Source organism: Leptotrichia sp. SK-5, from assembly GCF_055387215.1.
The window spans coordinates 2,048,432-2,066,448 of record NZ_AP028931.1 but is presented as its reverse complement, the minus strand read 5'-3'; the positions used below and the strand labels follow the sequence as shown (position 1 = coordinate 2,066,448).

General features: G+C 29.9%; 5 protein-coding genes. All 5 read left to right on the top strand.

The window, feature by feature from the left end; all coding sequences use genetic code 11:
* Positions 1 to 287: 287 nt before the first annotated feature.
* Complete coding sequence (locus ACZ5B9_RS10240; RefSeq protein WP_464422507.1) at positions 288 to 10,922, top strand: autotransporter-associated N-terminal domain-containing protein; 10,635 nt, start codon at positions 288 to 290, stop codon at positions 10,920 to 10,922.
* Between the two features lie 205 nt (positions 10,923 to 11,127).
* Positions 11,128 to 14,466, top strand: a complete 3,339-nt coding sequence (locus ACZ5B9_RS10235) for a DUF4132 domain-containing protein (RefSeq protein WP_464422506.1) — start codon at positions 11,128 to 11,130, stop codon at positions 14,464 to 14,466.
* A 49-nt stretch (positions 14,467 to 14,515) separates the two neighbouring features.
* The gene (locus ACZ5B9_RS10230) at positions 14,516 to 15,130 is read left to right on the top strand and encodes a hypothetical protein (RefSeq protein WP_464422505.1); all 615 of its coding nucleotides are present in this window, start codon (positions 14,516 to 14,518) and stop codon (positions 15,128 to 15,130) included.
* A gap of 8 nt (positions 15,131 to 15,138) precedes the next feature.
* On the top strand, positions 15,139 to 16,116 hold the full coding sequence (locus ACZ5B9_RS10225) for an FAD:protein FMN transferase (protein ID WP_464422504.1): 978 nt from the start codon (positions 15,139 to 15,141) through the stop codon (positions 16,114 to 16,116).
* A complete protein-coding gene (locus ACZ5B9_RS10220; protein WP_464422503.1) occupies positions 16,104 to 17,819 on the top strand; it encodes a ClC family H(+)/Cl(-) exchange transporter in 1,716 nt (571 codons plus the stop codon). The genes ACZ5B9_RS10225 and ACZ5B9_RS10220 overlap by 13 nt, the downstream gene beginning before the upstream one ends.
* Positions 17,820 to 18,017 lie beyond the last annotated feature (198 nt).

The following is an 18,017-nucleotide window of genomic DNA, read 5'->3' as shown; positions in this document are numbered from 1 at the left end:
AAAATTAAAATAACATAATTTAAAGAGTCAATCAATTTAAAATTATTATACAGTTCTACTCAAATCTGTAACTTTCTTAATTCTCTTTAACATGATTTTGAATAGATTTGAACATGTAATAAATGTTTTTGGATATGATTGGCTATATTTATGTAAAAATTTAAAATTGTAATTATTACAGAGTGATAAAGATTCAAAAATTTAAAAATAATTAATTAGGTAATGGGACAATTAGAAAATCATATGTATTTTATCTGATTAAAAAATAAAAGTAAAAAGGAGAAAATATGAGTAACAATTTACAACAAGCAAAAAAAGATTTAAAAGCCTTTGCAAAAAGGGCAAAAAATGTAAAGTATACGGAATCATTACTGTTTTCATATTTAATAACAGGAATGATAACGTTTTCAATTGGTTTGAACACTTCTTCAAATGTACTTTATGAGCGTATGAATAAAGAGCTAGTAATGTCAGCTGATAAGACACGTACTGCTATTAAGAAAAAGAAAAAAGCGAATGAAGAAGCAATAGAAGACTTAAATTTAGAATTGATTCAATTAATGGAACAAGGGGATCAAGTTGTAAAATCAAAATGGGCTTCATGGCAATTTGGATCAAATACTTTTATATTAAGCAGCAATGGAGCGTACAAAGGTAGAGGAGATAAAGCTGCAAAATATCCATTTAATGGAATATTTACTCGTGGAAACTGGGCAGATAATGGAATTTTGTCAACTAGACGTAGAGGATTTGGTAGTGCACCAATACATTCTTCAAATGTGGATACAAGATCTTATGGACTAGCTTCATTATTGCATGTTCAAGAGCCAGAAGTAGAAATTCAAATAATTGCAAATGTACGTCCAAAATCAGTATTTAAAGAGGAAATCGCAATAAATCCTCAAATTGACATGCCAAGGGAAGTTGTACGTCCGAATATTAATTTGAGCGTAACTTCGCCAATAACAGCCCCAAATATAAAATTTCCAAACGTTAAACCAGTTAATATTGATATAGAAAATCCAACTGCCCCAAGTGAACCAGAAACAATAACACCACCAACAATAAGTATTGGATTAGCAACACCACAAATTACTTTAGCTCTTGCAGCCCCACAAACACCAAATATCAATATTAGTGTAAGTCCGCCAGATATTAAACCATTGACGATAGCTAAACCAAGTGAAGTGGAATTACCAAGAGTAACACCACCAACAATAAAACCAGTAGACTTTTCTATTGATCCAACTGGAGATTCTAAACATTATAAAAATAAAGGTTGGAATAGTATTCCTAAAAATCATGACATAACTGAAATTGGAAATAGCGATTATATTACTCTTAGTGGTGATAACACAGGGACAACAATGTCTGATGAGTATACATTTAATGTAACACATGACAATAATAGAGCATTAGTTTTGGATGAAGCAAGTCACAAAACAACATTTACAATGGCTGGAAAAATTTATTTAAAAAAAAGTCGAAATGTTGCAATTGATATTCAAGGAACTCATGTTAGTGGTGCGCCGAATAAATGGGAATTTACAGCAGTTAACACGGGGGAAATTATAGGTGAAAAAGGAGACGACAATAGTAATCAAGTTGCTTTTGGATTTAATAATCCAGATGCATCAGATAATAGAACTTTAACTAAAATGGTAAATAATGGAACGATTGAATTAAATGCAAGTGGAAGTGCAGCTTTTCAATTGAAACCCGAAGATCCACATAATTGGCTTCCTAAAGCAGGTCCAGGTGGGTGGGATGCAACTCCAATAAAAATTGAAAGAAGAAATTCATTAAATAATCGTGGAAAAGTTGCGATGAAAGCTATTAACCAAAAAAATATAGATATAAATGGAAAAAATAGCTTTGGGATTACAACTGTGTTTAATGAAGGACTTCCTATAACTTTTTTTAAAGACTCATTTAAAGCAAATTATGAAGATTTGAAATCTCAAAGACAAATTGCAAACCAAATAGTAAATCCAGGTGGAGAATTTGGAAATAGTAATATTTCTGGGTTTGAAAGTGGTGTTTATAATGAAAGTACAGGAAAAATAAATATAAATGGAGAAAATAGTATAGCGATTGGTTTACTACATGATATTCAAGAGGCTAAAATTGATGGGGTAATAAATATAAATTCAAACAAAGGAGTTGGAGTGTTTACTGGTGTTCCCGTTGGACTTCCAACAGCAGCTACACCTGATTTTGTTGAATTAAAAGGTAAAATAAATATAAATGATACAGCTGTAAATGCTGTAGGAGCCTATGTTGGAGATACTTCGACAGCGTTAAATCCTGGAAAAGTAAATGGTACTAATGAGGCAACTCGTAATTATTTAAGATCAGGAGATGTAAAAGCTGAGTCTACTTCTATTATTACAGTTAAAGGTACAACTAATTATGGATTTGTTGTTAATAACTCTTCTAATTATTCTAATTTTTCTGGTGCATTGGACGATATGCAACAAGGTACAGATAAATCAAAATATGGTAGAGGTGTAAATGCAGGTAAAATTAATGTAGAGGGAGTAAAATCTGTAGGATTTGCATTAATAAAAGGAGGAACTTCTTCAAATAGTGGTACAATCAATGTAAAAGCAGATTCCACAAATTCTGTTGGATTTTATGGGGAACAGGATGAATTTGCAAATTCAGGAACTATTGAAGTGACAGCAGCAAAAGATACAGGGAACACAGCTGTTGCGTTAAATGGTAAGGCAAAAAAAATTACATTTAATAATACTGGTAAGATATATGTAAATGCTAACCAGAATTCAAATACGAATTTAATAGGTAATACAAATACAGGAATCTATGCCGAAGGAAAATATGAGTTTAATCATAGTGGTACAAATGCTAATATAATAGTTGGGAAAAATGCTACAGGATTTTATGTGAAAAGTTCTACAGGGAAGGTAAATATTAATGCTCCAATCACATTAGAAGAAAGCGGAACTGGAGCAGATGCTGGAACTACAATTGGATTTTATTCAGATGGAGATGCCAAAGTTAATTTTGGAACAAATTCATTATTAACAATTGGAAAAGGAGCAGTTGGACTTTATTCATCAGATTCAGAAAAATTTAATAACACATTTAGAATAAAAGCTGGAGAAAAATTAGATGTATCTCTTGGTGAAAATTCAACATTTGGATTTTTAAGTGGAAATTCTACAAGTCCTTCATTGAAAAAATATTTAAATAATGGTTCAACAGATAAAATAAATATAACAAATTTTGGTGCAGGTGCAACTATCTTCTTTGCAGCAAATCAAGGAAAAGCACTTTTAGATGGAGATTACACGATAACTAATGGTGGAAATGCTTCTACTTCAGTTTTATCAGTGAACAATGGTTCAACAGTTGGAATTAATAGTGGTGTGAAATTAGTTACGAATACGCAAGTTGGATTGGTTGCAACAAAAGGAAAAAATGCAACGGATACAGCTTCTACAGCTGAAAATTCAGGAACTTTGGAATCTACAAGAACTTCTGGAGTAGGTATTTATGCTAATGCAAGTAATGGTAAAAATGAAGCTACTGGTAAAATAATAATGAAAAATGCTAGTTCTGTTGGTATGTTAGGGTTAGCAGATTCTGAATTAACAAATGCTTCAAGTGGTGAAATTACAGTTGAAAAAGCTTCATCAGCTGGAATATACGCTGAAAATAGTAATGTAACAAATAGTGGAACAATAACTACAGAGGATGAAAAATCAGCTGGAATATTTTCAAAATCTACATCGGCTACTGACAAGACTGTTAAAAATTTAGGAGATATTAAAATTACTGGTGCTGCAGGAAAAGAAGAAAGTGCTGGAATTTATGCGGAGTTAAAAAATACTGCAACTGGTAAATTAAAGGTAACAAATGATACATCTGGAAAAATTGAAGTTGAAACAGCAAAATCAGTAGGGATCTACGGTAAGAATGAAACAACTGTAAAAGAGAATTTTGAAGTAACTAACAAAAATAAAATTACAATGAAAAAAGATTCTTCAGTAGGTATTTTAGCTGAAACAGCAAAAGTAACAAATGAATCTACTGGAAATATTAAAATAGAAGGAAAAAAATCAGTAGGAATATTTGGTAAAATTGATTCTGAAATTGAAAATAGTGGAGAAATTTTAGCAACAAATACGGATGTTGAAAGTACAACTCCACCACTTAGTACTGCCTCAGCTTCAGTAGGAATATTGTCAGATGGTGGAAAAGCAACTAATAAAAAGACTATAAAAATGTCAGGTGGAAGTTCTGCTGGAATAATGGGAATAAATAATGCTGAAATAATAAACGACGCAGCTGGAACGATTACAATGGAAAAAACAGGTTCAGCAGGAATTTACACCCAAAATAGTAATGTTAAGAATAATGGTCAGATTAGTTTAAAAGAAGATAAATCAGCAGGAATTTACGCACAAAATACTTCTGCAAACAATTATACCCTTTCAAATTCAGGAACTATTACTGCTGAAAAAGATAGCAGCATTGGAATGTATGCGAATGTTGTTAAAGATAAAAATACACCAGCTGTTACGCCAGGAATAACTACAATGAATAACATTGGAACTATTGATTTAAAAGATGAATCTTCAGTAGGAATGTATATAAAAAATGAGTTAGATGATAGAACAAAAGCTATAATGAACAATAAAGATACAGGAATAATCAATGTAGAAAAATCTAAATCAGTAGGAATAATGGCAGATACAGCAACGGTTCAAAATGATGGAACAATTAATTTAGAAAAAGAAGAATCAGCAGGAATTTATGCAATTGATAATTCTTTTGTTACTAATAATGCTAATATAACTGCCGAAGATAAAAAGTCAGCAGGAATTTATATAAGCGATAGTGATGTTATAAATAATGCAGATAAGACAATTACTGCAAATAAAAGTAAATCAGCAGGAATTTATGGTAAATTTAAGAATAATAAAGATCATACAATTACAAATGATGGAACAATTACTTTAGCAACAAGTAGTTCTGAAAAAGAAAGTGCAGGAATTTATGGTGAATTGGAATCTGGAGCAACAAAAGCACTTACTATTACAAATTCAGCTGGTTCAGCAATAAATGTTGGAATGAAAGAATCAGTTGGAATATATGCTCAAAATTCTTCATCAAATGGAAAAGAAAATTTAACAGTTGATAATAGTGGAACAATTGTAACTTCAAAGGAAAAATCAGTTGGAATCTTTGGTGAAAAAGCGACTGTTACAAATAATAAGACTATAGAAGTAAATGGACAAGAATCTATTGGAATTTTTGGAAAAGCAGGATCAGAAATAAAAAATGCTTCGACTGATGAAGGAATTAAAGTTGTTGGTCAAAATTCAACAGGAATGTATGCGACAGATTCAGGAACAACTGGAGAAAATACAGGGAAAATTACTTTATCTGGAGAAAATACAACAGGAATGGGTGCTGCGGATAGTGCATCTATAACTAATAAAAATGAAATTTCTGGAACAGTTAAAAATGTAATTGGAATGTATGGTAAAGGTAGTGGAACAAATGTTACAAATATAAAAAATATAAATTTATCAAAAGAAAATTCCACTGGAATATTTACAAAAGATGATGCTGTAGCAAAAAATGAAACAGGTGCAAATATTAATTTAGAAGAAAAAAATTCAGTTGGTATTTTTGGACTTGCAAGTGCTGCAGGTAAAAAAATAGATTTAACAAATAATGGAACTGTAACTTTAAAAGGTGAAGGATCTACAGGAATTTTTGCTAGTAATGTTGAAAATCCTGTTGGAAGTGGTATTTATACAGGAGCACTTACTGATTCTTCTATAAAAAATACAGGAACTATAACTTTAGATGCTAAAAAAACAGTAGGTATTTATACACCAAAATCAAATATATCTAAAGTAGGAAATATAATTATGACAAACAAGGCTGCTTCATCAGTAGGTGTTTATCTTACACAAGATGCAAAGGCGGATGGAACAGGCTCTGTGATTGATTTAAATAGTAATTCACAAAACCAAGTTGCTTATTATATTAAAGGTAATGGAACTATATTAAATTCTATTGGAAATATTAAAGGCTATGGAGTTGGAGTTTACTTAGATGGAACGGATAGTACTGGAGCAGCTTTAGCAACACCAGCACAGTTAAATGCACCAGCACTTGATTTTGTAAGTGGAAGTTCAACACAAGGAAAAGGAATAATTGGATTATTATTAAAAGGGAATACTGATATTTCGACTTATACTGGAGGAATAACAGTTGGAGATTCTGTTTTGGATGGAACAAATGATTTCTATGCATTAGGAATTTATACTGATGGACAAGGAACTTCTGGAACTCCAAAAGCGATATCTACTGCTATTACAACAGGAGCAAATGGAGTTGGATTGTTTGCTGAAAATAGTAGCCATATAAAATATACAGGAATTATGAATATTGGTGCTAATAAAGTAGCTGGAACTGGTATTTATGTTGGAAACGGTGGAGTTGGAGCACCTAAACCATCAACAGTAACTGTAGGAAATAAGGCTCACATTAAATTAGAGGGAGAAAACGGAGTAGGTGTCATAGTTACAAGTAAAGCAAAAGCTGATTTTGAAACTGGTTCAAAAATTGAGTTTAAAGGAGCTGGAGTAGGTGTTTTTGGACAAAAAGGTGCGATTATAAATAATGCTTCAAATATAAATCTGATTACAAATGGAAATTCTGTAGAGAGAACTAGAATAACAGAAGGAAGTTCGATAACTCCTAGTGATTTAACTATTGCAAATGGAAGAGCAATGGAAACTGGAAATATACTTTCTCACGTTATAAATGGAGAAGCTATTATAAATAAAGGCGTTACAGTTGAAGCAAAACCATTAACACAAAATATAATTGGGCTTATGGCAGATGGTAACAAAGATCCCCATCCAACTCGTACTACAGTGTGGACAGAGCCACTTGAGTATGAAGCTGAAAATAATGGTAAACTTGATTTAGCAAATGCAACTAAGAGTACTGCTATGTATCTTGATTCTTCGAGAGGAATTAATAAAGGAGAAATTGTTGTAGGAAATAGTTCTACTGGAATTTATGGAATTTATAAAAATTCAACATCAGTTTACAGTGTAGCACCAGCAGGAACTGTAAATAAAGGTACAATTACAACAACAGCAACTTCTAAAATAACAATTGGAAATAAGTCCTCTGGTATTTACTCAATTGGATTTGATAAAGTTGAAAATAATGGAAGTATAACTGGTGGAGATAAATCAGTTGGAATTTATGCTAAAAATACGTCTGCTAGCAGCAAACTAATTGATGTTGAAAATACAGGAAACATTACTTTAGGAAAAGGAACGGCAGGAATTTATATTGCACCAGAAACTACAAATGCTTCAAATGCAACAGTTGTAAATAGTGGAAATATTACGGTTGGAGATTCTACATTGAATTCAAGAGGAAATGTTGAATCTACTTCAGTTGGAATATTTGTAAAAAATAAAACAAATTTGACTACTACTGGAGATGTAACAGTTGGAAATAAAGGATTTGCATTGTATGGAAATGATTCAACATTGACTGTAAATGGTGGAAATTACAATTTTGCAAATAATGGAAGTTTGGCTTACTTGGAAAATAATGCAGTGTTAAATTATAATAATGCTGGAACATTGACAACTTCTTCAGAACCAATGTTATATATTATCAACAGTAAGGCACAAATGAATAATAATGATATTATCGTGTCTTCAAAAGGAACAGGAATTTATATGACAGGAACATCGACTTTTGGTGGATGGAACGACATGACATTAAATGACGGTTCTACTGGAATTTATGTAGATAATTCAAATGCTACAATAGATGGTAAGAAAATAACTGGTACAGCTGATAAAGCAAAAGGAATTGTTTCAATAGGTTCAAATGTTACAAACAAAGCTGATATGCAATTTTCTAGTGATGATTCAATTGGAATTTTTTCACAAAATAAATCAGGAGTAACAAAAGCAATTATAAATAGTGGAAATATTGACATTACTGGTAAACGTTCGATTGCAGCGTATCTGGAAGGAACATCAGATCAGACATTTGAAAACAGTGGAACAATAAATGTGGATAGAACTGCAACTTCTGTTAAAAATGATTCTACTGTCGGAATTTATGCACAAAATGGATCAACAATTAATATTAAAAATAGTGGAACGATAAATGTTGGAGAGGCCTCATTTGGAGTTTATTCACTTAGTGAAAATGGAAATATAGAAACTACAGGAAGTTCTATAATCAATGTTGCAGACAAGGCTATTGGAGTTTATAAAAAAGGTGGAAGCGTTAATTTAGGTGGAACAGTAAATGTTGCAAATCATTTGGTTATGGATGTGAACAGTGAACCAGTCGGAGTTTATGGAACAAGCGGAGTTACGATAAATGATACAACATCAAACTTTAATGTAGGAGACAAATCTTATGGTATAATTTTGGCAAATCCAGGAATGAATAAAACAAATGTTTATTCAAATTCTGCTTCATCAAATGTAATGTTAGGGAAAGAAGCAACTTTCATTTACGCAGAAGGATCATCAGCAGTTACAAATAATGCAACAATTACATCTGGAACAAATGGAAAAATTATTGCAATTTATGGAAAAGATGGAGCAAATATTGTAAATAATGGAACAATTGATTTATCACAAGGAATTGGAAATCAAGGAATTCTTGTGACAGGAGCGTCAAATGCTGTAAATAGAGGAATAATAAAAGTTGGAAAAACTGATAAATCTGATCCAGATAATATTGTTTATGGAATTGGTATGGCAGCTATAGGCGGAGCAAGCATTTCAAATGAAAGAGACATTTATGTTTCAGGACATCTAAGTATTGGAATGTACGGAGATGACAGAGGAACACGATTGAGAAACTCAGGAAATATATATTTGGATGCTTCAAGAGCAACATCTTCTGATAAAATTCAGACAATGATGGGAGTATTTGTAAATAATGGAGCTACATTTGTAAATACAGGAAATATTACAACAACTGGTTCTTATCGTGGAAATGAAAATGTTCAAGGACTTGTCGGAGTTGCTGTATTAAACGGAAGTACTCTTGAAAATTACGGAACAATAAATATTGATGCAGATAGTAGTTACGGTGTATTAATAAAAGGTACTACAAACAATAAATCTATAATCAAAAATTATGGAGAAATTAATATAAATGGATCTAAATCTTATGGAGTGAGATACGATGTAAATTCTCAAGGAGTAGCTGGAGATTTACCAATAGCAGCTAATGCAACTCCTGGAAATGTGTTGCCAGCATTGAGTTCTGGAACTGGAAAAATTACTTCTGGAAATGGAGCACAAGATTATTATTCACCAACAGATCCAAGTAAAACTGTTGGAGGAGTTGGAATTGTTCAATTGCCAAATGGACGGCTTGCAATTCAGAGAAACGGTGTAACATTAGATGACAGCCAAGTTCAGACAATTGATTACACTACTCCTTACACAAACTATGCTTTCTCAAATTTTGGAGTATATGTGGATACATTAGGAAGAACACGTCCAATTAATATAAATGGAGCAAATTCTCTTGGAATTAACAGTGATTTATTAATCGGAACAGAATTTTCAGTACTTACAAATGCAAAAAATGTAATTATTGGAAAACAAATATTACAGCCGTTCTTAAATCAGATAAATTCTGGAATATTTAACTTTACTCCGTATTCTGCTTCATTGACTTGGATGGCAACGCCTGAAGTTGATCCATCTACACAGCAAATTACACGTGTTCTTATGACAAAGATTCCTTATACAGCGTTTGTTTCAACAACTTCAAATGAATTTAACTTTACTGACGGATTGGAACAAAGATATGATGTTAACAGCTTGGATTCAAGAGAAAAAGAAATATATAATAAGTTAAACTCTATTGGAAATAGTGAAGAGGCGTTATTAGTTCAAGCAATTGATGAAATGATGGGACATCAGTATGCAAATGTGCAACAAAGAATTTTTGAAACTGGTAATTTGTTAAATAAAGAATTTGGATATTTAAGAAATGAATGGGATACAAAATCTAAAAATTCTAATAAAATAAAAGCATTTGGAATGAAAGGCGAATATAAGACAGATACAGCAGGAATTATTGACTACAAGAATAAAGCCTATGGATTTGCATATTTGAATGAAAATGAAACTGTCAGATTGGGAGAATCATCAGGATGGTACGCAGGAGCTGTTAGAAACAAATTTGACTTTAGCGATATAGGTGGTTCAAAAGAAGAACAAAATATCGTAAAAGCAGGTGTGTTTAAATCAATGCCAATTGGAAAAGATCATAATAATGGATTGAATTGGACTGTTTCAGCAGAAGGATTTGTAGGAACTGGTGAAATGAAGAGAAAATTCCTTGTTGTTGATGATATATTTGAAGCGAAATCTGAATATCGTTCATACGGATTTGGACTAAAAAATGAGCTTAGAAAAAATATTAGAACAAGTGAAAGAACAAGTATTTCTACATACGGAAGCTTAAAATTTGAATATGGAAGATTTGACGGAATAAAAGAAAATACAGGGCAAATGCGTTTAGAAGTAAAAGCAAATGATTATTATTCGATAAAACCAGAAGTTGGAGTAGAATTCAAATATCAACAGCCAATGGCAGTAAGAACAAATTTTGTTGCTAAATTAGGACTTGCTTATGAAAATGAATTAGGAAAAGTTGGAGATGTAAATAATCAAGGAAGAGTACGTTATACAACAGCTGGATGGTTTGATATAAGAGGTGAAAAGGATGATAGACGTGGAAACGGAAAAGCTGATTTGAACCTTGGAATTGAAAATACAAGATTTGGTGTAACAGTAAACGCAGGTTACGATACAAAAGGTGAAAATGTAAGAGGTGGAATAGGATTTAGAGTAATTTATTAATTTTATCCTGTTTTAATACTAAACTATTATTTATTATCTGATAAATAAAAAATACATTTAATTGAGAGAGTTATTTCAGAATAAAATGAGATAACTCTTTCTTTTTATTTATATAATTTAAAAAAAATATTAATGAAAAAAAATTAGAAATGTTGTATAATATAATGGGAGTTTTTATGAAAGAAAAATAAAAGGAGGCATTATAATGATTAAAGATGAGGTGATTGAAAACCTTGTTAGTGAGGTGGAAGAAGATTCACACCGCAGTAAAATTAAAAAATTTTTAAATGGAGAGATAGATAATTTTTTAGATATTAATAAAAAAAGTTTGAAATTTGTTAATAATTTTAAAATGGAAAATTATATGGAAGAAGACGTTTTTTTTGAAAGTGAAGCAGGGAAAATATTGTTAAAATATTTTAGGTATATGTATAATAATTTTCCTAATGAACTGAGTTATCAATTTTCAAATTTTCCATTGAAATATAAAATATTTAAACTGTTAAACTTCTCAGAAGAATTTGTAAAAAAAGATTTTGAAAATAATTTAGAAATGAAAAATAAGACAGTTTTTGTTGAAAGTTGTAAATATTTTTTGAATTATTTTGAAAATCTGGCGGATGAATATGTCGAAAATTATAAAAAATATTGTGATAATTTTTTATTAAAAATCGGTATTTTAATAATTATTAGAAATAGTGATAATAAAAATAGTGAAGAAATAAGAAAATTAGAAAATATTTTTGTAAATTATATAAAAAATAAGATAGATAAATATAATATAAATGAAATATTTGAAAAATATTTGGATAATGGTAATTTTACAAGATATTTTATAAATGTGGAAGCTTTAAATTTGGAAAAAACTAGAAAATATGTTGAAAAGATATTTTTTTTGGTACTAAAAAAGAATATAAGTATCTCAAAAGTTATTTCTGAAGGAATTGAATTATTTATTATGTTTTCTGAAATAGAATTTTCATCGACAAATAGTAACTATTATTATAGAAATAAAATATTTGATAATTTAAAGAGAATTTTTAAGAAATATTCTTTTTCGCATGGGCAAAAACTTTATTTACTCGTTAATTATGGAACAAATGTTATTTTTTACAATTTTGATTATTCAAAAAAAATGTATGATTTATTTTTGGATACAATAAAAGAAAATGTTATAAATAGTAAAGCATTTTTCAAAGATAATTTGAAAGGAAACAAAATAATATATTTATTTCTGCTTCATTTTTTTATAAAATATGATTTAATTGATGAAAAGGAAAAATCTAAATTTCTTGTAAGAGCTGAAAATATTCTAATCAGCAATTTGAAAAAATTATTTAAGACAAAAGTTTGGAAATGGAAATCAAAAGAATTTAAAAATCTTGAATTTTTCAAGAAAGATAAAATTGATTGGAAAAATATTAAAGTACAATGTTTGAGAAATAAGGATGGAAAGGCTTTGATACAGAAGGATACGATAGTTTTTTCATTATTAAAGTATTCTGAAATGTATAAAAAAATTTTTCAATTTTTTGTAAATGGAGTAGAGAAAATAGACTTATTTACAGATATATTTGAGAGATATTCTGTAATTTATGATATGAATGATTTGAAATTAATATTGGATGAAATGTGGGATTACAATTTATCAATTAATTTTATAAATCAAAAATATTTTGAATACATTGATAAAAAAGGGTATAAAAATGAAAATAATAAAATTTGGATAGAATTTTTGCATAGGCATGAGAAAGAGCTTTACAAGAGTTTTGGAAATGACGCTGAATTGAAAAATGTGGAAAAATATGTGGAAATTTTATACTCAAAGGATAATAATTTTGATTATTTTCAGTTACCAAAATTATTGTTAAAAGCGGATAAAAATACAGGACAAAAAATCGAAAAAATTTTAAGAAAAAAACCAGAAATAAGAAAAGAAGTGGAAAAATTGCTGGAAAATACATTTGCACCAGCAGTACAAATTGCAAGGAATTTAATTAGATATTGGGACAATGTGGAAGCTCAAAGGGAGCTAAAAAATTTGACAAATCCAAAAGAAATTTTTGAATATTCTGAAAATATTTGTTTGGAAAAACATGAGGAAAATGCCATATTTAGTAGTTTAGTTGATTATGGAATGGTAAGAATAAGAAAAAGCGAGGAAAAGGTTCCTGAAAAGTTAATGAAATTTTATATTTCAGAATATATTTTGGAAAAAGATATAAAAACTATAGAAGTTTGTAATAAAATTGAGAAAATAGTAGATAAAAGTGATTTGAGAAAATTTATTGCAAAAATTTTTCAAAAATGGAAGGAACATAGATTTAATCCTAAATATAAAAATATTTTTATTCCATTAATACTCACTTCTAGTACAAAGATAATCAATGATAATATGATAAGTATTATTGATACACTTGTCAGTGAATACAATAAAGTGGCAGTTGCAGCTTATGGAATAAGAGTTCTTGCTTTAAGAAATGAAACGAAGGAAATTGGAATATTAGTAAAAGGTTTTTTAAACAATTACAAAGATAAACGGATAAAAATGGCTTCTGATCAGACACTTGACATAATTGCGAGAAATGGTGGGATTACACGTGATGAGCTAAATGATATTTTGATTCCTGATTTTGAATTTGGACAGGATAGAACAAGAATTTTTGATTATGGTGAAAGAAAGATTAAGGCAAAAATTGATATTATGAATACACCTGCTAATATCATTGCTTATGATGAAGAAGGGAAAATCTTAAAGGGTCTTCCTAAGGCAAGTAAAAAGTTTAATGATGTAGAAAGTGCAGTTGAAGAGTACAGAAGAGAAGTGAAATATATAAAAAAACAGATAAAGGAAATCATAACAGAACAGTCAAGTAATTTGTTGAGAGCATTGTTTTTAGAACGTAAATGGAAAACAAAAAGATGGATTGAAATTTTTATAAAAAATCCAGTTATGCAAGAATTTGCAGTTCAGCTTATTTGGAAAGAAACTGATGAAAACGGGAAATTAATAAAAACATTTAGGTGTATGGATAATGGAACTTTCAAAATGTCCCAAAACCAAGAATGTACTTTAAATGAGAATAGCTTTATAAATGTATTGTATTTTCCAGAACTTTCAAAAGAGGAACAAAAACATTGGGAAGAAAACTTCAAAAATGAAAAAATAAAACAGCCAATAAATCAAATTAATATGACTGTTTACAAAATCACAGAAAAAAATCAGGAAAAAATAGAAATTTTGGATTATAATAAAAAAGGTTTTTTAGTTAATAAAATGCGAAAAAAAGCTGAAAAATGTGGCTTTGAAATTAGTTATGGCAATGATGGATTAGGATATGGATACCATTACTATGATAAAAAAACAAATATAGACATAAGAATTTTAACAAATTCATTTTATCCTGGCGAATATACAAAAACATTACACATAGAAAAAATACTGTTTTTAGAAATTAATAACGAGAATTTTTTAAAACTAAAGGAAGTTCCACAGCGGATATTAAGTTTAGCTTGCTTTATAGCAGAAATTTTGATTGGTTAGAAAATCAAAAAAATTAAAATTTATGTAGAGAAAAAATAAGGAGAAAACAATGAATAATAAAAAGAAAATAATACTATTTTTGGGAGCAATTTCATTAATTGCTTTTGGAAATTATACACGGTTTCTAAAAAATAATAACGGGAAAACGGTAGTTGAAGGTAAAAATAGTGAAAAAGCTACATCTTCAGCAGGAGGAGCAGGTAAGGAAGGAAAAGGTAGCGAAAAAGCAACTTCATCTGCTGGTGGAAAAACTGGAACGGAAGGGAAAAACGCTGAGCAAACAACTTCGTTAGGTGGGAACAATAAAACTCAGAATGCTCAAAATACTGAAGTTATGGCAGAAATAAAATCTGTTCCACAATCTGAGCTGCAACCAGCTCCAGCTGTACATACACAAAATAAGCCAGCTAATAATGAACCACAAAATAAAGTAGCTGAAAAAAAGGATACAAAGAACGACAACAATCAAAAGAAAAAAGAAAATTCTCAAACTTCAAAACCAGGGACTTCAAAAACAACACAGCAGCAAAAAACTAACACTAATTTAAAAGATAATCAAAGTGCAAAAAATCAGTTTAAGTTAGACAATAAAAAATCAGAAACTTCAAAAACAACAACAGAAACTAAATCAAGTGAAAAAGCGACTTCATCAGGTGGAAATTAGGTGAAAACATGATGTATAAGGTTCAAGTACGTTTTTTATTTCATTCGGATATAAAAATTAAAATACCTGAAAGCTATGATGATTCTGTTTTTGACAGGTTATTTGGAATTTTAGAAAATGTGAATGAAAAGTATAATTCTTATGCTGAAAATTCGTATATTGATAAAATAAATAAAAATAGTGGACATTTTGTAAAAGTAAATAATGAAACCATAAGTATTTTGAATAAAATTATTCATTTATCAAAAATTATTGGTGGAGAGTATGACATTACAGTAATGCCTCTTATAAGATTGTGGGGTTTTTATAAACAAACCCCTATTTTGCCGTCTTTTGATAAAATAAAAAAAGCGAAAAGGCTTGTAGATTATAAAAAGATAATTATTGATAAAAAGAAAAAGCGGATAAAAATTGGAAAGAATCAGGAAATTATAACAGGTTCGTTTATAAAGGCGTATGCAATAGAAAAAATGGTTCAGGAAATGGAAAAAATTGGGATAAAGGACGCAATTGTAAATGCTGGAGGGAGCAGTATCATTGCTATTGATGAATGGGGTATTATCGCTGAAAATCCTGAGGAAGAAAAAGAAATATTAAGAAATTCCGATGGAATGCCTGTAAGAATAACAAAGTATAAAAATAATCAAAAAAATAAAGATAATGATTTATTTGAAATAAAGATAAAAAATACAAGTTACTCCACTTCTAATCAGAAAAATACATATCTTTTGATAAATAACGAAAAATACGGACACATTATAAGTCCCAGAACTGGCTTTCCCTCTCAAAATAAACAAGTCGGAATAATTACAAAGAGCGCTTTTTTTGGTGATATTATTTCAACAGGAATGTATAACCAGACACCTGAAAAATTTTATGAAATTATGGGAAAATTATCTGAAGAAATGGAAATTTCAGGATTTTTGATTAATAAGGCAGGAAAGATATTTTATTTTAATATGGAAGAATATTTTTGTGGAAAATAAAAAAGGAAGAAGGAAATAAAATGGCAAAAGATGTTTTACATGAATTAAGGGATATAAATTCACTAAAATCAAGACGGAATAATGTGGTACTTATATTATTGTGTTTTCTAGTAGGGATTTTTTCAGGAATAATTGTCGGAACATATACATTAATGTTAAAAAAAATGTCGATTTTCAGGGAATTTTTTACAACAAATCTGGAATTTCATAAAATATTTATTGGAATAGCAGTTTTTGTTATTATGGGGTTAGCCATGCAATTTATGCTTACAAAATATCCGTTAATTAGTGGGAGTGGAATTCCTCAGGTTAGTGGACTGCTTACGAAAAAAGTGAAATTTAAATGGTTTGGGGAACTGGTTACAAAATTTGTGGGAGGAATATTAGCAATTGGAGCTGGAATGTCTATGGGGCGTGAAGGACCTTCGGTTCATTTGGGGTCTTTAGTAGGCTCTGGAGTAAAGGAAATTACAAAACGTTCTGAAGTAGAGGAGAAATATCTCGTAACATGTGGGGCAAGCGCTGGGATTTCTTCAACATTTAATGCACCTCTTGCGGGAGTTATTTTTTCGCTGGAAGAACTGCATAAATTTTTCTCGCCGTTATTGTTAATTTGTACTCTTGTAGCAAGTGGAACCTCAAATTTTGTTTCAAGAATGATTTTAGGCTCACAAACTTCCTTTCAATACAATTTTATGCTTCCAAAAGGCATACCATATTATATATTTGCTCTTATAACGGTTGTTTTCTGCGTTATAATTACAATTACTGGAAAAGCGTTCAGCTATTTTTTATTGCTTATTCAAAGACATTATAGAAAGATTAAAATTAATAAATATGTAAAAATAGCTCTGTTTATGGTAATGGCATACGTTATTGCCGTATTTTTTAGTGAAATAACAGGTGGTGGACACGAACTTATTGAGGAAATGTTTGGGAAAGATGTTATTCTAAGGACACTTATTATAATTTTAGCTTTGAAATTCTTTTATACAATGCTTTGCTATGCAACAGGAGCACCTGGCGGGATTTTCTTGCCGATGCTTGTAATAGGAGCTTTAACAGGAAAAGTGTACGGAGGAATATTAAATCAGTATTTTGCAATTCCTAGTGAAGTAATCGTTCATTTTATGCTGCTGGGAATGGCTGCCTATTTTACAGCAGTTGTGAGAGCTCCAATTACGGGAATTACGTTAATTCTTGAAATGACGGGAAATTTTTCGTATCTTTATATGTTAATAATTGTCTGCACAATAACTTATATTTTTACAGAATTGCTTAAAATGGAGCCAATTTACGAACGGCTTTACTTTAATATGTTTCAGAAGCAGATTTTAGAGGAAGACGAGAAAAAAAGAAGAATGCAGAAACGTTTCAAAAGACTCGAAATTTTGGAGAAATGGTGGAAAAATAAAAAAATTGAAATTGGGATGAAGCCAGACGAAAAAAATATAAAGGATAAAATAGTAACACTTTTAATTCCTGTAGGAGCAAATTCTGAATTTGATAATAAGACAGTTAAGGAATTGAATCTACCTGAAAACCTTCTTATTGTGAGTGTACGTAAGGCTGGGAAAGATAGTATCGCACGAGGAGACACGTTGATTCAGAGTGGAAATCAGCTTGTGATTATTACAGATTATACGACAGCACAGAAGTATGCTGGAGAATTGAAAGAAAAAGGAATGAAAATAGTGGATTAATACAAAAAGATGAATAAAATAATAAATTAGGCTAGTTAGCCTTTTTTATATATTTGAGTTTTTTTAAAATTATAATAAAAAAAATTATTCAAAATCTTGCATTCCGTATTTTTCGTGGTACAATATGTATTGGAATCTAAAATATAGTAAAGCCAGTTTAAACCAAACTTAAAAATTAAAACAATTTCGTTTAATCAT

Bases quoted from the DNA above. Each gene is read 5' to 3' on its own strand.
- ACZ5B9_RS10240 (WP_464422507.1), top strand. From the start codon at position 288: ATGAGTAACAATTTACAACAAGCAAAAAAAGATTTAAAAGCCTTTGCA.
- ACZ5B9_RS10235 (WP_464422506.1), top strand. From the start codon at position 11,128: ATGATTAAAGATGAGGTGATTGAAAACCTTGTTAGTGAGGTGGAAGAA.
- ACZ5B9_RS10225 (WP_464422504.1), top strand. From the start codon at position 15,139: ATGATGTATAAGGTTCAAGTACGTTTTTTATTTCATTCGGATATAAAA.
- ACZ5B9_RS10230 (WP_464422505.1), top strand. From the start codon at position 14,516: ATGAATAATAAAAAGAAAATAATACTATTTTTGGGAGCAATTTCATTA.